Origin of the sequence: Micromonospora sp. WMMD737 (assembly GCF_049179055.1) — a bacterium.
In the GTDB taxonomy this organism is placed as follows: Bacteria; Actinomycetota; Actinomycetes; order Mycobacteriales; family Micromonosporaceae; genus Micromonospora; species Micromonospora reichwaldensis.
Genome location: NZ_JBMHMH010000001.1, coordinates 4,380,027 through 4,398,339, shown reverse-complemented (window position 1 = coordinate 4,398,339; position 18,313 = coordinate 4,380,027). Strand labels below are relative to the sequence as shown.

Annotated in this window: 18 protein-coding genes; 11 read left to right on the top strand and 7 right to left on the bottom strand. The window is 74.6% G+C overall.

The annotated features are described in order from the left end of the window. Positions 1 to 52: 52 nt before the first annotated feature. Both ACN27A_RS19235 and ACN27A_RS19230 read right to left on the bottom strand, forming a co-directional pair. A complete protein-coding gene (locus ACN27A_RS19235) occupies positions 53 to 1,585 on the bottom strand; it encodes an FAD-dependent oxidoreductase (protein ID WP_421455346.1) in 1,533 nt (510 codons plus the stop codon). Between the two features lie 90 nt (positions 1,586 to 1,675). Next, positions 1,676 to 2,167, bottom strand: coding sequence for an MSMEG_6728 family protein (locus tag ACN27A_RS19230; protein ID WP_421455343.1), 492 nt, complete (start codon positions 2,165 to 2,167; stop codon positions 1,676 to 1,678). Between the two features lie 91 nt (positions 2,168 to 2,258). On the opposite strand from ACN27A_RS19230, the gene ACN27A_RS19225 reads away from it, so the two are divergent. Further along, entirely contained in the window at positions 2,259 to 4,043 is a 1,785-nt protein-coding gene (locus ACN27A_RS19225) for an NAD-binding protein (protein WP_421455341.1), read from the top strand. 3 nt (positions 4,044 to 4,046) lie between these two features. Here ACN27A_RS19225 and ACN27A_RS19220 read toward each other — a convergent pair whose 3' ends face one another. Next, the gene (locus ACN27A_RS19220; protein WP_421455338.1) at positions 4,047 to 5,285 is read right to left on the bottom strand and encodes an APC family permease; all 1,239 of its coding nucleotides are present in this window, start codon (positions 5,283 to 5,285) and stop codon (positions 4,047 to 4,049) included. Positions 5,286 to 5,294: 9 nt separating this feature from the next. Next, entirely contained in the window at positions 5,295 to 6,032 is a 738-nt protein-coding gene (locus ACN27A_RS19215; RefSeq protein WP_421458528.1) for a phosphatase PAP2 family protein, read from the bottom strand. A gap of 142 nt (positions 6,033 to 6,174) precedes the next feature. On the opposite strand from ACN27A_RS19215, the gene ACN27A_RS19210 reads away from it, so the two are divergent. Continuing rightward, a complete protein-coding gene (locus tag ACN27A_RS19210) occupies positions 6,175 to 7,386 on the top strand; it encodes a DUF4032 domain-containing protein (protein WP_421455336.1) in 1,212 nt (403 codons plus the stop codon). A gap of 346 nt (positions 7,387 to 7,732) precedes the next feature. On the opposite strand, the gene nagA is transcribed toward ACN27A_RS19210, so the two are convergent. From nagA to ACN27A_RS19195, 3 genes are read right to left on the bottom strand one after another with little or no spacing between them, the layout of a single operon-like run. After that, entirely contained in the window at positions 7,733 to 8,842 is a 1,110-nt protein-coding gene (gene nagA / locus ACN27A_RS19205) for an N-acetylglucosamine-6-phosphate deacetylase (protein ID WP_421455333.1), read from the bottom strand. Next, positions 8,842 to 9,762: an ROK family protein gene (locus ACN27A_RS19200; RefSeq protein ID WP_421455331.1), complete on the bottom strand. Its 921-nt coding sequence runs from the start codon at positions 9,760 to 9,762 to the stop codon at positions 8,842 to 8,844. Before ACN27A_RS19200 ends, nagA begins: the two co-directional genes overlap by 1 nt. Continuing rightward, positions 9,759 to 10,688, bottom strand: a complete 930-nt coding sequence (locus tag ACN27A_RS19195) for an SIS domain-containing protein (RefSeq protein ID WP_151454743.1) — start codon at positions 10,686 to 10,688, stop codon at positions 9,759 to 9,761. Before ACN27A_RS19195 ends, ACN27A_RS19200 begins: the two co-directional genes overlap by 4 nt. 195 nt (positions 10,689 to 10,883) lie before the next feature. On the opposite strand from ACN27A_RS19195, the gene ACN27A_RS19190 reads away from it, so the two are divergent. From ACN27A_RS19190 to ACN27A_RS19150, 9 genes are all read left to right on the top strand, one after another. After that, positions 10,884 to 11,669, top strand: a complete 786-nt coding sequence (locus ACN27A_RS19190) for a DeoR/GlpR family DNA-binding transcription regulator (protein ID WP_091626905.1) — start codon at positions 10,884 to 10,886, stop codon at positions 11,667 to 11,669. A 138-nt stretch (positions 11,670 to 11,807) separates the two neighbouring features. Next, entirely contained in the window at positions 11,808 to 12,818 is a 1,011-nt protein-coding gene (locus tag ACN27A_RS19185; RefSeq protein WP_421455327.1) for an ATP-binding cassette domain-containing protein, read from the top strand. Continuing rightward, complete coding sequence (locus ACN27A_RS19180) at positions 12,815 to 13,831, top strand: ABC transporter permease subunit (protein WP_421455324.1); 1,017 nt, start codon at positions 12,815 to 12,817, stop codon at positions 13,829 to 13,831. Before ACN27A_RS19185 ends, ACN27A_RS19180 begins: the two co-directional genes overlap by 4 nt. A 242-nt stretch (positions 13,832 to 14,073) precedes the next feature. Then, positions 14,074 to 14,565, top strand: a complete 492-nt coding sequence (locus ACN27A_RS19175; RefSeq protein ID WP_421455321.1) for a DUF3263 domain-containing protein — start codon at positions 14,074 to 14,076, stop codon at positions 14,563 to 14,565. Between the two features lie 233 nt (positions 14,566 to 14,798). Beyond that, positions 14,799 to 15,566, top strand: a complete 768-nt coding sequence (locus tag ACN27A_RS19170; protein WP_421455318.1) for a hypothetical protein — start codon at positions 14,799 to 14,801, stop codon at positions 15,564 to 15,566. Then, positions 15,563 to 15,955: a phage holin family protein gene (locus ACN27A_RS19165; protein WP_421455316.1), complete on the top strand. Its 393-nt coding sequence runs from the start codon at positions 15,563 to 15,565 to the stop codon at positions 15,953 to 15,955. Before ACN27A_RS19170 ends, ACN27A_RS19165 begins: the two co-directional genes overlap by 4 nt. A gap of 22 nt (positions 15,956 to 15,977) precedes the next feature. Next, a complete protein-coding gene (locus ACN27A_RS19160) occupies positions 15,978 to 16,727 on the top strand; it encodes a DUF3618 domain-containing protein (RefSeq protein ID WP_421455314.1) in 750 nt (249 codons plus the stop codon). Continuing rightward, positions 16,696 to 17,595, top strand: coding sequence for a hypothetical protein (locus ACN27A_RS19155; RefSeq protein WP_421455311.1), 900 nt, complete (start codon positions 16,696 to 16,698; stop codon positions 17,593 to 17,595). The genes ACN27A_RS19160 and ACN27A_RS19155 overlap by 32 nt, the downstream gene beginning before the upstream one ends. Before the next feature lie 172 nt (positions 17,596 to 17,767). Beyond that, positions 17,768 to 18,277 carry a GNAT family N-acetyltransferase gene (locus ACN27A_RS19150; protein WP_421455308.1) on the top strand — a complete coding sequence of 170 codons (510 nt, stop codon included), beginning with the start codon at positions 17,768 to 17,770 and terminating at the stop codon, positions 18,275 to 18,277. Positions 18,278 to 18,313 lie beyond the last annotated feature (36 nt).

Below are 18,313 nucleotides of genomic sequence, written 5' to 3'. Positions count from 1 at the left end.
GGCCCATTTGCCCGCTTTGCTCCTCATTGCCGACGCGCAGGGCCCGGGCCGGTCAGCCTCGTCCGGCGAGCAGGCCCCGGGGCCGGATCGAGCGGACCGGCTCCGCCGCGCCGCCCTCGGCCCGCAGGACGTGGTTGGCCGCGATGATCCCGGTCGCCGCCGACCGCTCCATCAGCGCGCTCGGGAAGTCCGTCCGGATGCCGTCGCCGGCCAGGTAGAGCCCGTCGGCGTCGGTGCGCACCCCCGGCCGCCAGGCGTGACTGCCGGGCGTGAAGGCCGGCGCCTGCGCCTCCACCCGGGCGCGCAGCTCGCGGACCCGCAGCCGGGCCGCCTCCGGCCAGAGCGCGGTCAGCTCGACCCGCATCCGTTCCGCCAGCTCCTCGGCGGGCACGCCCGCGTCGCAGGCGTACGCGTGCAGCTCGACGACCGAGCCGCCGGTGCGCTCGGCCCAGCGGCGGGACTCGCTCTCCAGCCGGTGGTAGAGGGTCACCGAGTCCAGAGTGGGCTGCCGGGACACCCCGCTGAACACCGCCCGATCGGCGGAGACGTCCCCGTCGCACCAGAAGCGCGCCACCGCGTACGGCGGACCGGGCCGGCCGAACGCGGGCATCCGCGCCGCCAGCCGGGGTGCGTGGTCGGCCAGGCCGGGCGAGGCGGCGACCAGCGCGGCCAGGGCGGGCGGGTCGACGGCGAGCACCACGTGCCCGGCCGGGTACGACGTGCCGTCGGCGGTCGCCACCCGCCAGCCGGCGCCCTCGCGGGTCAGGGCGGTGGCGGCGGCGCCCGTCAGCACCCGGCCGCCGTGCTTCTCCACGTGCCGGGCCAGCGGCTCCCAGATCGCCGTCGCGTAGTCCTCGTCGGGGCAGTCGAAGGCCAGCCCTTCCGGGTTGCCCAGCAGGTAGAAGTGGAACTGCGCGATCATCTCCGCCGCCGACATCTCCGCCTCGTGATTGAAGAACGAGTGGGAGAAGACCTCGAAGAGCATCGCGCGGGCCCGGTCGGGCAGCCGCAGCGAGGTGAGCAGCGCGTCGGCGGTGCTGTCGTCGAACTCCGCGTAGGTGCGCACCGGGTCGTAGGTGAGCAGCGGCAGCGCCGCGTCCCGGTCCATGCCCCGCAGGTCGCCCAGGCGCAGGCTGGGGCTGCGCAGCAGCAGCGCCAGCAGGTTCGTCGGCGGCGCGGGCGGCAGCTTGCCGAACTCCTCGGTGGGCCACCGTTCGCTGAGGATCGGATAGCCGGGGATCGGCTTGAGGAAGGCCAGCTCCGGGTCGGCGCGGCGCAGGATGGAGCGCCAGTTGTAGTACTGCCGGAAGAACGCGTGGAAGCCGTGCTCGTTCATCTGCCGGCTGTCGTCGGCCAGCGTCTCCGGCCAGGCCCCGAGCCGGCCGCCGAGCGTCGGCGCGGCCTCCAGCACCGTCACCGCCACCCCGCGCTCCGCCAGCACCACCGCCGCCGACATGCCGGCGATCCCGCCGCCGACCACCACCGCCTCGACCCGGCCCGGCACGCGGGGGGCGCCACCACCGCCCGGGTCCACCTCGTGCTCGCGTACGCCGATGAGTCGGCCGACCACTTTCGACAGCGCCATGTGCACCTTCCCGCCGGGTGGGTCTCCAGTCTGCCCGCTCAGCCATCGCGGGAACCCTTTCCCGCGGAAAGCGCCTGACGTGCCCCGCCATCACTCCGGCGGCGGGAGGCAGCGGCGTTCGCGGTCCGAGGCGGGCCAGACGTACTCCAGGTCGGACGGGACGTCGTCGCCGAAGAGCGGCCCGTAGTGCCCGGGGTCCTTTCGCAGCAGCGACGAGCGGTGGCTCAGGTGCAGGTCGTCGCGGCCCAGCCAGGGCGGCAGCTCCCCAGCCTCGGCCAGCTCGGCCTGGGTGCGGACCCGGGTCAGGCCGCAGGCGGCGGCGAGGTCGGCGGTCATCGTGGTCGCGCACGTGTCGGCCCGCCCGGGCTCGCACCAGACCGCGCAGACGTCCAGCCCGTACCGGGTGAGGGCCTCCTCGTACCCGGCCCACATCTTCACCGCCGGGTGGTTGCGCCAGCCGTACGTGGGCCAGGTCAGCCCGCGCAGCACCTGGATGGTCTCCACCCGCTGCTTGCCCAGCCGCTTCTGGTCCAGCGTCCGGGCGCTGGCCAGGAAGTCCGGGTACGGCAGGAACGTCTGCATTCCGGTGCTCTACCCGTCACCGGGCGGGACATGCCGGCGCGACCAGCGTTCATGATCACGGGGCTGCGTCCGGCGCGACCGGCTGACTACGATGCGGCACATGGCGGAGCCCCTGCTGGATCGTGCGCGGCGTGCCGGCCGGCGGCTCCGGGTCAACGGGGACGCACGGGCGCACTACGTGATCTGCGGTCGCGACGCCCTCGCCTACTGGGTGGTGCGGGCGCTGCTCGCCACCGAGCTCCAGGCCGGCCGCGTCCGGATCACCCTGGTGGTGCCCGAACGGCCGCGCTCGGACGAGCCCGACGGGCGGGACCTCCAGGGCGTCGAGGTCGTCCGCGCCGACCGGCTCGACGAGGTGACCTTCCGCCGGGCCGGGCTGGCCGGCGCCGACGGGCTGGCCCTGCTGCACCAGGACGACGTCGGCAACATGCACGCCGCGCTCTGCGCGCAGGAGGTCGAGCCCCGGCTGCGGCTGGTGGTGCGGATGTTCAACACCGGCCTCGCCAACGGGGTGCGGCAGATCTTCCCCGACTCGGCCGTGCTCTCCGACGCCTCGATGGCCGCACCCGCCTTCGTGGCCGCCGCGTTGGGCGAGGTCGCCCCCACCCACTTCCGGCACGGCGGGCGCACCCTCTACGTGGCCCGCCGCGAGGACGTACGCCCGACCGACGTGGTCTGCGGGGTCGCCGACACCCGCGACCCGCAGCAGGTCCGGCTGCTGCCCGCCGACGGGCGCGCGGCCGACCTGGTGATCGCCGAGGCGACCGGGACGCCGCCGGGGACGGAGTTGGCCGCCCGCCGGCTGAGGCGCGCCCGGCGGCGCCGCCGGCCCCTGACGGTGCTGCTGCGCGCGGTACGCAGCTTCGCCACCCGCAAGATCGGCGTCGCGGTGATCGTGCTGCTGGCGGTGATCGGGGTGCTCGGCTCGCTCAACGGCTACGCCGCGCACGAGGACTGGGCCGACTCGCTCTACCTGACGCTGGTGACCACCCTCACCGGGCAGGATCCGAACCCGGACAAGTCGGCCGCCGAGCAGGTGATGCAGGTGGTGCTCAACCTGGCCGGGCTGGCGCTGATCCCGCTGATCACCGCCGTGGTGGTGGACGGCATCGTCAACGCCCGGCTGGCCCTGCACTCCGGCCGCATCCAGCCCGAGCGCTCCGGGCACGTGGTGGTGGTCGGGCTGGGCAACGTCGGCACCCGGGTCATGGCCCAGCTCTGCGACTTCGGCGTCGAGGTGGTGGCGATCGACAAGGTGCCCGAGCCGCGCGGTGGCGCGCTGGCCCGGCGGCTCGGCGTACCGCTGATCGTGGGCGACGCCGCGCTGGAGGAGACCCTCCAGTCGGCGTCCGTGGGCGGCTGCCAGGCACTGGTGGTGGTCTCCACCGACGACGAGACCAACCTCCAGGCGGCGCTCATCGGCCGGGCCGTCAACCCGGAACTCCAGGTGGTGCTGCGCCTCTTCGACGGCCACTTCGCCGAACGCATCCAGCAGGCGTTCGGCATCGGCGTCTCGCGCAGCGTGTCCTACCTCGCGGCCCCGTCGTTCTCCGCCGCGCTGCTGGACCGCGCCGTGATCGCCACCATCCCGGTCGGCCGGCACGCGCTGCTGGTCACCGAGGTCTCCGTCGCCGCCGGGTCGTCGCTGGACGGCCGGCCGCTCGCCGCCGTCGGGCGGGCCGAGAGCGTACGCCTGCTGGCGCACGCCCGGGCCGGACAGCGCCTCGACTGGGCGCCCGATGCCCGGCTGGTGATCGTCGCGGGCGACCGGCTGACGGTGGTGGCCCGCCGGGCCGGCCTGAACGCCCTGCTCCGCGAGGCCGCGCCCCCGCCGGAGGAGCCGGTCACGCCCGCGCCCCGCCAGCCGGAGGAGTGACCGTCAGCCCCGCCGGGGGCGCAGGGCGTACCAGAGGGCGCCGCCGGCGAGCACGGCGACGCCGGCGAGCACGCTGGCCGGCGGCAGGTTGACCGCGAGCAGCAGGCAGCCGGCCAGCCCCAGCACGGCCAGCGCCCGCACCGGCAGCCGCCGGCCCGGCTCCCGGCCCAGCGTCAGCGCGGCGGCGTTGGTGATCGCGTAGTAGACCAGCACGGTGCAGCTGGAGAAGCCGATCGCGCCGCGTACGTCGCCCAGCAGCACGATCACCACCACCACAGCGGCCACGGCCAGCTCCGCCCGGTGCGGCACCCGGTGCACCGGGTGAACGGCGGCGAGCGCCCCCGGCAGGTCGCGGCGGCGGGCCATCGCCAGCGCGGTGCGCCCCACCCCGGCCAGCAGGGAGAGCAGCACCCCGGTCACCGCCACCGTCGCCCCGGCCCGCACCAGCCACGCCAGGCCGGGCAGCCCGGCGGCGGTCACCACGTCGGCCAGGGGCGCGGCGGAACCGGCCAGCCGGTCGGCCCCGAGCACGCCGACCGTGACCACGGCGAGCACCAGGTAGACCGCCAGCACCACGCCGAGGGCCAGCGGGACCGCCCGGGGGATGGTCCGCGCCGGGTCGCGTACCTCCTCGCCGAGGGTGGCGATCCGCGCGTACCCGGCGAAGGCGAAGAAGAGCAGGCCGGCGGCGGTGAGCACGCCCCGCCCGCCGCCGCCGAGGTCGCCGAGCCGGTCGAGCGACACGTCGCCGCCGACCGCGCCGGCCACGGCGACCAGGGCCAGCACCGCCAGCACCACGCCCACCAGCACCTTCGTCGCGGTGGCGGTCCTGCCGATGCCGCGCAGGTTCACGGCGGTCACCGCCGCCACCGCGCCGACGGCGACGAGCCGGGCCTGCCCCGGCCAGAGGTACGCCCCGACGGTCAGCGCCATCGCCGCGCAGCTCGCCGTCTTGCCGGCCACGAAGCCCCAGCCGGCCAGGAACCCGGCGAACGGGCCGAGCCGCTCCCGCCCGTACACGTAGGTGCCGCCGGACTCGGGGTAGCGGGCCGCGAGCCGGGCCGAGCTGGTCGCGTTGCAGAAGGCGATGAAGCCGGCCAGCACCAGCGCGGCCAGCAGGCCGGCCCCGCCGGCCGCCGCGGCGGCGGGCGCGAAGACCACGAAGACGCCCGCGCCGAGCATCGACCCCAGACCGATGACCACCGCATCCCGTACGCCGAGGCGGCGCGCCAGTCGATCCACGGCGCGACCCTAGGGGGCGGAGATGAACGGACGGTTCCAGTCCCGCAGCGCTCCCGGCAACGGCAGGTCGTCCCACGGCACCCGGTGCACCAGCCGGTCGAGGAGAAGCCCCAGCAGCAGCCCGGCGACCGAGTCGGTCAGCCAGTGCCAGCCGAGGTAGGTGGTGGTGCAGAGCACCACCACCGGCGGCACGACCCGGACCACGGTGACCAGCCGGGGCGGCACCGTCCGGCCGTACGTGCGCAGCAGCGGGGCGAGCAGCAGCGCGATGACGCCGTACCAGAGGATCGCGTTCGCCACGTGGCCGGAGGGGTAGGACTGGGCGAACTTCAGCGGCAGCTCGTCCTGGAACAGCGGGAGGGTCTGCTCGGCGGGGAGGAAGGGTTCCTTGACGCTCGCGCTGGGCGCGGGTCGGGCGGTCCACACCTTGAGCGGGCCGATGGTCAGATAGCTCAGGGCGAAGGCGAGCACGGGCGGCAGCACCGGGCGGACCGACCTCAGCCGCACCGCGAGCAGCACCCCGAGCCCCAGGGCGATCAACGTCAGCGGGGTGCCCTGGCCGAGATAGTTGAGCACCACCGCCGTCCAGTGCGCGGCCGTCGGCCGGTGCGCCTGCGACCAGTCGGCGATCGCGCGGTCGATCCCGAAGAGCCGCTCGCCGGCGAGGGCCACGGTCAACCCGACGAGGGCCGTCAGCAGCAGCGCGTCGAACCACCAGCCGGCCGGCCGGACCGGCCGGAGCTGCACCTTCGCCCGTACCGTGGTGGTCTCCCGCACCCCGACCACGCTACCGGCCCCGCTCGGCGCCGGACGGGGCCGGGCCGGGGCCGCCTGTGTGCCGAGCCACGAAGGGAGGCGCTCGGCGGGGGATACCCGTCAGACTTGTCCCGTGCGGATCACCTCGGCCCTCGTGGACCCGGCGCTGCTCGACCTCCCCTGGTCGACCCCGCTGGAGGAGTGGCCTGCGCAGCACCTGGTGGCGCTGCCGCAGGGCATCTCCCGGCACATCGTCCGTTTCGTCCGGCTGGGTGAGTACGTCTACGCGTTCAAGGAGACCCGCGAGCGGATCGCCGAGCGGGAGTACGACCTGCTGCGCGCCCTGGAGCGGATCGACTTCCCGTCGGTCGAGGCGGTGGCGATCGTCGCCGACCGGCAGACCGACGACGGGGAACCCCTCGAGTCGGTGCTGATCACCCGGCACCTGCAGTTCTCGCTGCCCTACCGGGCGCTCTTCTCGCACACCCTGCGCCCGGAGACGATGGGCCGGCTGCTCGACGCGCTCGCCGCCCTGATCGTCCGGATGCACCTGACCGGCTTCTTCTGGGGCGACTGCTCGCTGTCGAACACGCTGTTCCGGCGGGACGCGGGGGCGTTCGCCGCGTATCTGGTGGACGCCGAGACCGGGGCGCTGCACCACTCCCTCTCCAACGGCCAGCGCGGCGAGGACCTGGAGATCGCCCGGGTCAACATCTTCGGCGAGGCGCTCGACCTCCAGGCCGCCGGGCTGCTGCACGAGTCGATCGACCCGGAGGTGGTCTGCGAGGAGGTCGTGCAGCGCTACGAGCGGCTGTGGCACGAGATCACCTACGAACAGCAGGTCGAGCGGGAGGCCCGGCACGACATCGAGGGGCGGATCCGCCGCCTCAACGAGCTGGGCTTCGACGTCGCCGAGGTGGCCATGTCCACGATCGACAACGGGCGCTACCTGGTCCGGCCGAAGGTGGTCGATGCCGGGTACCACACCCGGCGACTGCTCCGCCTGACCGGCCTCGACGCCGAGGAGAACCAGGCCCGCCGGCTGCTCAACGACCTGGACGCCTACCGGGCGGAGAGCTACCTGATGGACGAGCAGCAGGCCGCGCACCGCTGGCTGACCGAGGTCTTCGAGCCGGTGGTCCGGGCCGTGCCCGCGCACCTGCGCCGCAAGCTGGAGCCGCAGGAGCTCTTCGCGCAGATCATCGAGCACAAGTGGCTGCTCTCCGAGCGGGCCGGCCGGGACGTCGGGATGGCCCCGGCCGTGCAGTCGTTCCTCTCCGACGTGCTGGTGCACCGCCCCGACGAGCAGGCGGTGCTCGGCGTCGAGGTCCCCACCGCCGGCTGACGGCCTCCTGTCGCCCGCCTGCTGCCTGCCGCCGTTCGTGTTCGGTCGGTGTGCCTCGGTTGGCGACCGCCGTTCGTGTCTGCCCGGAAGTGGTGCTCGCGGCGACGGGGCACGTGTGGGTGGTTGCTGGGGACCGTCTCGGCCGGCGCTGTCGAGCTGCCCCTACAGATGGGGCGGCCCGGCGGATGCGTGCCACCGACCCGCCACGCAGGGATTTCGGCGCGCGACAGCCGCCAACCTGGTGGAGTGGTCTCACAGATGGGGCAGCTCGACAGCGCTTGCGGTAGGCGGCATGGCGGAGCCGGCGATCATCGCGACGAACTCGCCGTCCCGACGGCGCGTCCGGTCACTCCAGCCAGGAGCCGCCGCGCATCACCCGGACCACGTTGAGGTCGTCGTCGAGCACCACCAGGTCGGCCCGGAGTCCGACCTGGAGCGCGCCCAGCTGGTCGCCGAGGCCGATGGCGCGGGCCGGGGTGGTGGCCGCCATCCGTACGGCGTCCGCGATCGGGATGCCGGCGCCCACCGCGTGCCGCAGCGCGGCGTCCATGGTCAGGGTGCTGCCCGCGATCGCGCCGTCGCGGGCCAACCGGGCCACGCCGTCCGCCACCGTGACCGTCTGGCCGCCCAGGTCGTACTCGCCGTCGGCCATGCCGGCGGCAGCCATCGCGTCGGTGATCAGGGCGGACCGCTCGGGGCCCGCCGTCGACGTGGCGAAGGCCAGCATCCCGTCGTGCAGGTGCACGCCGTCGGCGACCAGTTCGCAGACCACGTTCGGGGCGTCGAGCAGGGCCACCACCGGGCCGGGCTCGCGGTGGTGCACCGGCCGCATCCCGTTGAACAGGTGGGTGCCGACGCTCGCGCCCGCCGCGACGGCGGCGCGGGTCTCGTCGTACGTGGCGTCGGTGTGGCCGACCGCGGCGACCACCCGGTGCGCGGTGAGCAGCTTGATCGCCTCCAGTGCGCCGTCCCGCTCGGGGGCGAGGGTGACCATCCGGACCGCCCCGTCGCCCAGCTCGATCAGCTCGGCCAGCTCGTCCGTGGACGGGTCGCGCAGGTACTCGGGGTTCTGCGCGCCGCAGCGGGCGGAGGATAGGTACGGCCCCTCGAAGTGGATGCCGGCCAGCACTCCCTCGGCGACCAGCGGGGCGAACGCCTCGGTGGCCGAGCGCATGAGCACGAAGGGCGAGCTGACGAGACTGGCCAGCAGGGTGGTGGTGCCGTGCCGCAGGTGGAAGTCGGCGGCCTGTCGGGCCTGCTCGGCGTCGCCGGTGGTGAAGGTGTGCCCGCCGCCGCCGTGCGTGTGCATGTCGACGAAGCCCGGCACGATCCAGTGCCCGTCGCGGACCGACGGGTACTCGGCCACCGCCCGGATCCGGCCCTCGTGCACCTCCACGCAGCCCTGCCGGATCACGCCGGTCGGGGTCACCACCTTGCCGTTCACCCGAAGAGCCATCACTTCTCCAGACTGTCGAGGGCGAGCAGTGCGGCGCCGAGGCAGCCGGCCTCGTCGCCGAGGGCCGCCGCGACCAGGCGCGGCTCCCGGTGGAACGTCATCCGCTCGTGCAGCGCGGCCCGCAGCGGGTCGAACAGCAGCGCGCCGGCCCGTGCCAGCCCGCCGCCGATCACGACGGTCTCCACGTCGAAGAGGGCCTGGCCGGTGGCGAGGCCGTCGGCGAGCGCCTCCACGGCCTCCCGCCAGACGTCCGCCGCCAGCGGCTCGCCGGCCGCCGCCCGGTCGGCCACCTCGGCGGCGGTCGCCGGGGCGCCGGCCCGCGCCGAGTAGAGCCGGCCGATCGCGGAGGCGGAGGAGACCGCCTCCAGGCACCCGGGACGGCCGCAGCCGCAGCGCGGCCCGCCGGGGCGTACCAGAATGTGGCCGATCTCGCCGGCGGCGCCGTGCGCGCCGGTGGCCGCCGCACCACCGACCAGGTGCGCGGCGGCGATGCCGGTGCCGATCGCGACGAAGAGGACGTGCGCGGCGTCGCTGCCCGCGCCGAGCCGGGCCTCGGCCAGGCCGCCGGCGCGCACGTCGTGGCCGACCGCCGTCGGCAGTCCGAGCCGCGCCTGCGCCAGGTCCCGCAGCGGTACGTCCCGGAAGCCGACGTTCGCCGACCAGACGGCGACCCCGCGCGCCTCGTCGATCACCCCGGGTACGGCGATGCCGATCGCGACCGGGTCGAGCCCGTCGGCGCGGGCCTTGCCGGCGAGCCCTTCGGCGACCCCCAGGACCGTGTCGACGACGGCGTCCGGGCCGCGCTCCGCGTCGGTGGGGTGCCGCTCGGTGTGCAGCACGGCACCGTCGGCCCGGACCAGGGCGCACTTCATCCCGGTGCCGCCGACGTCCAGCGCGACGACGACGTCGGCTGGCCTCACGCGAGGACCACGGAACGGGTCAGGTGCCGGGGCGCGTCCGGGTCGAGGCCCCGGCTGGTGGCGAGCGCGACCGCGAAGCGCTGCGCCAGGATCAGGTCGGCCATCGGGTCGACGGGCGTACGGCCGGCCGCCCAACTGCCGAGCACCGTGCGGCAGCCGTGGGTGCGGCTGTGCACGAACGCCGCTCCCGTCGCCGCCACGTCCTCCGGCAGCCCGTCGGGCAGCTCGCCGAACGCCCAGACCAGCCGGCCCGGCGCGGCGATCGAGATCGGCCCGTGCCGGTAGTCCATCGCCGGGTACGCCTCGGCCCAGAAGGTGGCCGCCTCGCGGCACTTCAGCGCGGCCTCCTGGGCGAGCCCGACCGTCCAGCCCCGGCCGAGGAAGGTGGCCTGCTCGATGCGGGTCGGGTCGATCGGCAGCGGGGCGCGTACGGCCACCTCCGCGTCGGCGGCGAGCGCGTCGATGTTGTCGCCGAGGTGGGCGCGGAGCAGGGCCAGCGCGGTGGTCGCGAAGCGGGTCTGCACCACCGAGCGCTCGTCGGCGAAGGGCATGGTCACCGCCGCGTCGGCCAGCGCGACGGCGGGGGAGTCGGGGTCGCCGACCAGGACGGTGCTCGGCACCCGCCCGCGCAGGGCGGCGATCAGCTCGGTGACCTCGGTGGTGGTGCCGGAGCGGGTGATCGCGACGAGCCGGTCGTAGCGCCGGCCGGCGGGGAACTCGGAGGCCTGGAAGGCGTCGGTCTCGCCCTGGCCGAGGTGCTCGCGGCGGGCCGCGTACGCCATCGCCATGAACCACGACGTGCCGCAACCCACGACGGCGACCCGCTCCCCGGGGCGGGGGAGGTGGTCCGTCGCGGTGGCGGCGAGTCGCGCCGCCTCCCGCCAGCAGTCGGGCTGGCTCGCGATCTCGGCGTCGACGTACGACATGAGAACTCCTACGCAGGGGAGCGGTGCGCAATACGGCTCGTTAGAGCCGCCTTTCGCGCGTTATTCTGCGCGAAAGCGGCTGGCTGTGGCAACCAGCCCCGGCATCGCGCAAGACAGGGTTTTGCGCCCTCGTAGTTTCGCGCACTACTGTGCACGCAATCAATCACCGACCGCGCAGTAACTGGAGGGCACGGGGTGGACCGCTACGCCAGATGGAACGCCCTGCTCGAGATGCTCACCGACAACGGGCGGGTCAGCGTCGAGGAGGCGGCCGAGCGGCTGGACGTCTCGCAGGCCACCATCCGGCGCGACTTCGACCAGCTCGCCCAGCAGCAGATGATCACCCGGACCCGGGGTGGCGCGGTCGCCAACGGCGTCTCGTACGACCTGCCGCTGCGCTACAAGACGGCCAAGCACTCGGCGGAGAAGCAGCGCATCGGCGCCGCCGCCGCGGCGCTCGTCTCGCCGGGCACCGTGGTGGGCCTCAACGGCGGCACCACCAGCACGGAGGTGGCCCGGGCCCTCGCCGTCCGGCCCGACCTGAACACCAGCGCCGAGGGCGCCCAGCTCACCGTGGTCACCAACGCGCTGAACATCGCCAACGAGCTGCTGGTCCGCTCCCGGATGAAGGTCGTGGTGGCCGGCGGCGTGGTCCGCCCGAAGTCGTTCGAGCTGGTCGGCCCGCTGGGCGGGGCGCTGCTGCGCGAGGTCACCCTGGACGTGGCCCTGCTCGGCGTGGACGCGATCGACCCGCAGCTCGGTGCCGCCGCCCACCACGAGGGCGAGGCGGCGATGAACAACCTGATGGTGGCCCGGGCCAAGCGCGTCGTCATCATCGCCGACTCGTCCAAGCTGGGCGGTCACGCGTTCGCCCGGATCTGCCCGGTGGACCGGGTGGAGACGCTGGTCACCGACTCCGGAGCCAACCCCGAGGTGGTGGAGGCGTTCCGCGCCGCCGGCGTCACGGTCATCTGCGCCTGAGGGCGGCGCCTTCTCCGATCCGCTCACGCGGCGTCACCTTCTGCATCCGTCGGCGCGTCGGATGCATACCGGGTATTGCGGGGGTCTGCATACCGCGTATGGTGTCGCGTGTCATACACCCATCGGGGGAGGTGCAGCTTGCCAGCTGTCCTGGAGATCGAAGGTCTCCGCAAGACGTACAAGAGCCGTCGGCGCGGCACCCGCAACGCGCTCGACGGTTTCGACATGCGGGTCGAACAGGGGCAGGTGCACGGCTTCCTCGGCCCCAACGGGTCGGGCAAGACCACCACGCTGCGTACGCTGCTCGGCCTGATCCGGCCCAACGGCGGCCGGATGACGATCCTCGGCCACGAGGTGCCGGCGGCGCTGCCCGCCGTCGCCGGTCAGGTCGGCGCGATCGTGGAGAGCCCGCAGTTCTTTCCGCACTTCACCGCGCGGGACACCCTGTCCCTGCTGGCCGGCGCGGGCGACGTGCCGCAGCACCGGGTCGACGAGGTGCTGGAGCTGGTCGGGCTGCGTGACCGTGCCGGTGAGCGGGTCAAGACCTACTCGCTCGGCATGAAGCAGCGGCTCGCCGTCGCCTCGGCCCTGCTGAAGAACCCGAAGCTGCTGATCCTCGACGAGCCGGCCAACGGCCTCGACCCGGGCGGCATCCGGGAGATGCGCACCCTGACGCGCAACCTCGCCGAGTCGGGGATGACAGTGGTGCTCTCCAGTCACATCCTCGGCGAGATCCAGCTGATCTGCGACTCGGTCACCATCATCTCGCTGGGCCGGCGGGTGGCCTTCGGCCCGGTCGAGCAGGTGCTCGCCCAGCACTCCTCGGGCGCGGTCCGGGTGCGGCTGGAGGCGGTCACCGACCTGCCGGCCGCCGCCGACGCGCTGACCCGGGCCGGCATCCGGGTGGCGGGCCAGGCCGACCACCTGATGCTCGCCGGGGTCGACAAGCCGGCCACGGTGACCCGGCTCCTCGCCGAACAGGGCCTCTACGTCAGCGAGCTCGCCCCGGTCGCCGTCGACCTGGAGAGCGTCTTCCTCGAACTGACCGCCACCGCGCCGGTACCCGGCCAGCACCGGCAGGTCGACCAGTCCACGAAGGTCGGTGGCGCGGGGCAGCCCGGTCCCACCGGGGGAGGGTGGGGCGCGTGAGCCTCTACCGTACGGAGTTGCGCCGGCTCGCCAAGCGGCGCTTCACCCGCTGGATGGGCCTGCTGGGCCTGCTGGTGCTCGCGGCCGTGGTGGTCGGGGTCTTCTTCACCAACGAGAAGATCGACGCCAGCGCGCTGGCGAAGGCCGAGCGCGCCGCCGACCAGCAGTGGCAGCGGGACGTCCGCCACAACACGGAGTACCGCGCGGAGTGCGAGAAGGCGAAGGCGGCCGGCACGGGCCAGCCCGAGGGGTTCCCCGACGACTGCGCGATGATCCAGCCCCCGCCCCGGGACGCGATCCAGGCGGACTGGTTCCTGCCCTCCACGTTCGACTTCCGGGAGAACTTCGGCGACACGCTGCTGCCGCTCGCGGCGATCCTGGCGCTGGTCGGGTTCGTCGTGGGGGCCTCGTTCGTCGGGGCGGAGTGGAACACCGGCGGCATGATGAACCTGCTGCTGTGGCGGCCGAAGCGGCTGACCGTACTGCTGACGAAGCTGGCGGCGCTGCTCACCGGCCTGGTGGCCCTGGCCGTGCCCACGACGGCGCTCTGGTTCGGCAGCTTCTGGCTGGTCGCCACGTTCCGTGGCAGCACGGCGGAGATGACCTCCGGTGCGTGGCAGTCCTTCGCCCTGACCGGGCTGCGCGGGCTGGTGCTCGCACTGGTCACCGCGACCATCGGCTTCGCGCTCGCCTCGCTGGGGCGGCACACCGCGATGGCCCTGGGCGGGGTGATCGCCCTGATGGTCGTCGGCCAGTTCGGCCTCGGCATCCTGCTGGCGATGGCCGGCGTGCGCTTCGCCGAGGCGTGGCTGCTGCCGACCTACGCCGTGGCGTGGATGCAGAAGAAGGTGACCCTGGAGGACTGGAACACCTGCCAGGCGACCTACTTCGGCGAGTGCAAACCGGACACGATGGACATCACCTGGCAGCAGTCCTCGGTGATGATGGCGGTCGGGTTCGTGGTGATCCTCGGCGCGGCCCTCTGGGCGATGCGCCGGCGCGACATCTCCTGACCGTCGGCGGTGCGACCGGCGGCTCTCCCCGGCCCCGGTCGCACCGCCCATGCCTGCCGAGGACGACGAACCGGCGCAATCCGGGCGGGAGCGCCTTGGGTTCGCGGGACGGACACGACGTGAACCGGAGCGGTCACGTTCCGGCACTGTCGTCCGATGCGAACCGGGTCTGCCCTGGTTAGGCTGGGAGTCCCCCCGGTCGGCGTCGTGCTGTGCCGCCCGCCAGCCCCACGAGGAGCGCCATGCAGCCCGCCGACGCCGCCCCGGCCGCCACCGAGCCGCCCGTGCCGGCCCGGCCCGGCCCGGCCGCCGCGACCGTCGGGGTGGACCCCACCGGCGAGGCGCGGGACACCGCCAGCGTCGTTCCCCAGCCGCGTACCGGTCCGGGCGCCGGGACGCCGACGGTCCCGCAGCCCCGCTCGGCGCCGGAGCCGGACGTCGCCGGGGCCCCGGCGAGCGGGGCCGGCACGGACGCCGACGCCCCGGCGGACGCCGGGCCGGGGAGTGGCCTCACCGAGCGTGAGCGCGGCATCCTCGCCTTCGAACAGCAGTGGTGGCGGCACGCCGGCGCCAAGGAACAGGCGATCCGGGACACCTTCGGCCTCTCGGCCACCCGCTACTACCAGTTGCTCAACGGGCTGCTCGACAACCCGGCCGCCCTCGCCGCCGAGCCGGTGCTGGTCGGGCGGCTGCGCCGGCTGCGGTCCTCCCGGGCCCGCAACCGCCGCCGCTGACCGCTGTCGTACCCGGCGACCGGTCCCGGCCCCGCCGATCCCGTTCCGGCCGGCCGGTCCGGTGCCGCCCGCGTGGCGGCGCACGCGGGCGGGCCGCCGCTCCTACCCCCGACACCCGTGCGGAATGTCGGCGATCCGCGCGGGTACGCGGGTGTCGTTCCGGGCCGCATCTCGCGGCCGGTTCACGTTCCGGGCCGTGACCTGCGGCCCGGGGCCGACGGAGGGAGCGGGCGATGACGCAGATCAACCCGAGCCGGCCACCGGACGGTGCGACCGGCACCGCACAGCAGACCCGGCAGGAGGCGTCCCGGGCCGGGCACCAGGCGACCCAGGCCGGCGGACACCTCGCGCACACCGCCGCCGAGAAGGGCGCACACGCTGCGCACGCCGCCGCAGAGAAGGGCGGACACGTCGCGCACGCCGCCGCCGAACAGGGCGGACACGTGGCGTCGGAGGCCCGGCGGCAGGCGCGCAACCTGACCGGCGAGGCCGGCACGCAGTTGCGCGACCAGGCCCGGGCGCAGCAGCACCGGGCCGCCGACGGGCTGCGCGGCATCGGGCGCGAACTCAGCTCGATGGCAGAGCGGAGCGAGGACTCCGGGATGGCCGCCCAGGCGGTCCGCCGGGCCGCCGACGCCGCCCAGCAGGCGGCCGGCTGGCTCGACGAGCGTGAACCCGGGGAGATGCTCCACGACGTGCGGTCGTACGCTCGCCGGCACCCGGGCACCTTCCTGGCCGGTGCGGCCCTGGCCGGCATGCTGGTCGGGCGGCTCACCCGCAACCTGACCGCGTCGGGCGACGGGGCGCGGGCCGAGGGTCAGCCGTCGATGCCGCCGACCGGGCCGGGTACCGCGCCCACCGCGGCCGGGCCGCAGCCGTACGAGCGGACGGCCGAGGCGCCGTACATGCCCGAGGGGGCGTACACCGGGACGGCCCGGGTGCGCAACGCCTCGCCGTCGGGCCGGCAGGGGCCGGACATCCCGGGCGGGGTGGCGCCGTGAGCGCCCCCGAGAAGGAGCGGACGCAGTCGGTCGGCGACCTGCTGGGCGACGTGACCCGGGACTTCTCCGTGCTGGTCCGCAAGGAGGTCGAACTGGCCAAGGCGGAGGTGCGCGAGGAGGCGGGCCAGGCCGGCAGGGTCGCCGGCATGTTCGGCGGGGCCTCGCTGGCCGGTTTCCTGACGGTGCTGTTCGTGTCGTACGCGCTGTGGTGGGGGCTGTCCAACGTGATGGACCAGGGTTGGGCGGCGCTGATCGTGGCCGTCATCTGGGGCGTCGTCACGGGTGTCCTGCTCTCCAGGGCGCGCAAGGAGAAGGAGCAGCTCCGCTCGGTGCTGCCCCGGACGAGGCAGACCGCACAGGAGATTCCGGACGCGGTGCGCGGCCGGTGAACCAGCCGGGAGGGAGCAGATCATGTCCAACGATCCGGACCGGATCCGGTGGGAGATCGAGAACACCCGGAACGAACTGAGCAGCGACGTCGACGCGCTGGCCGACAAGGTCAACCCGCGGCGGATCGCCGGTGAGCGCGTCGGGCAGGCCCGCGGCGCGTTCACCCGGGTCAGGGAGAAGGTGATGGGCGTGCAGTCTGACGGGCACGGCGCCGCACAGCGGATGTCGCAGGCGACAGGTCAGCGGATGTCGCACGCGGCCGATTCGGCGCGGGAGTTCGGCGGGCAGTCCCGGGAACGGATGTCGCACGCGGCCGACTCGGCGCGGGCGTTCGGGGAGCAGTCCCGGGAGCAGGTGTCGCACATGGCCGGGTCGGCCCGCTCGCTCGGGCAGCAGTCCCGCCAGCAGGCGCAGGGCAACCCCCTGGCGGCCGGCCTGATCGCCTTCGGCGCCGGGCTGCTGGTTTCGTCGCTCATCCCGCCCAGCCGCCCCGAACGGCAGTGGGCCGGCCAGGCCAGGGACATGGTCGGCGAGCATTCCGACCAGCTCCGGGCGCAGGCCAGACACCTGCGGGAGCAGGCCGGCGAGGTGGGCCGCGAGATGGGCTACGAGGTCAGCCACAACATGCGCGGACCGGCGCGGGATGCGGCCCGGGCGGTCGGTTCGACGGCCGCCAGTGGCGCGTCCGCCGTCCGCGACCAGGGCCGGTCGGCCGCCCACCAGATGCAGGGGCAGGCGCATGAGACCGCCGACGACCTCCGTCGCCGCTGAGGCGACCCGGGTGGTCGGGGCGGCGCGGACGATGCGGGTACGCTCCGCGTCCGCGCCGCCCCCCGGCCGGGCGGTCAACGAGGACCTGGTCTTCCGGTTCGGGCCGCTGGTCGGCGTGCTGGACGGCGCCAGCGTGCCGGAGGGCTTCGACACGGGCTGCGCGCACGGCACCGCCTGGTACGTCCGGCACCTCGCGGCCCGGCTCGGGCTCGCGGAGGCGGTCCGCCCGACGGCGACCCTGATGAGCAACCTGGCGGCGGCGATCCTCGCGGTCCGGGCCGACCACGGCGACGGGTGCGACCTGGACCATCCGGGCACCCCGTCGAGCACGGTCTGCCTGCTGCGCGACGGGGGCGACCACCTCGACTACCTGGTGCTCTGCGACAGCCCGCTGGTGCTCGACGCCGGCGGTCGGGTCGGCGTGGTCACCGACGACCGACTGGACGCCGCCACGGCGAAGCTGCGGGGCATGGTCGCGGCCCTGCCGGCCGGCGGGGCCGACCGGGTCACCCGGATGCGGCAGGCGGTCGACATGCAGCGGGCGCGGATGAACCGCACCCACGGTTACTGGGTGGCGGCCGCCGACCCGGACGCGGCGTTCCACGCGGTGACCGGGACCCTGCCGCTGGAGGGGCCGGGCGCGGTACGCCGGGCGGCGCTGCTCAGCGACGGCGCGTCGGCCCTGGTGGAGCAGTTCGGCGTCCTCGACTGGGCGGGGCTGCTGGACGTGGCGACCGCCGAGGGCCCCGGCGCGCTGATCGACCGGGTACGCGTCGCCGAGCGCGACCATCCGGACCGGTTGCGCCGGCACAAGCCCGCCGACGACGCCTCCGTGGTGCTCTGCGAGTTCGACACCGGGGCACCCTGACCGGTCCGCGGGTGGGCGGGCCCGCCGCCCGCCACCCGGGCCGGACGGGCGGTCGACAGCGGAGCGTGAGGCGGAACACGATGCGGTCCGACCGGCCGGTACCTTCCGCCGGACCGCCAGTCGGGGCCCGATGGGGTGGACTTGGGCCGGTGGGGCCGGCAGACTGCGGCACGTGGCGGGAACGGTGCGGCTGGAGCCGGTGGACGAGCAGAACCTGGAACCATTGCTCTCCGTAGCGGCTGCGGAAGCGGAGCCCGGCGACGTGATGCCGCCGGTGGAGGCCCCCGCGGGTTGGTCGTGCGCCCGGCGGGAGGCGTTCCGGGAGTTCCACCGGGCGAGCTTCGGGGGTTTGGACGGCCCGACCGGCACCTGCATGTACGCGATCCTGGCCGGCGGCGAGGTGGTCGGCATGATCCGGATGACCCGCCGCGCCGAGCCGGGCACGGTCGAGACCGGGATGTGGCTGGGCCGCTCCGCCCGGGGCCAGGGAATCGGCGCGGCCGCCCTGCGCGAACTGTTGAACGAGGCGGCGGCGGCCGGAATGCGACTGGTGGTCGCGGAGACCACCGCCGACAACCACGGTGCCGTTTCCGTGCTGCAGAAGTGTGGCGCCAAATTGCGCGAAAGTGGCGGTGCGGTGCACGCCGAGATATGCCTCGATTCGACGCTGCCGGCCATGTGACGGCCGTTCCGCAATTATTTCCTTGCTGACGTTCTT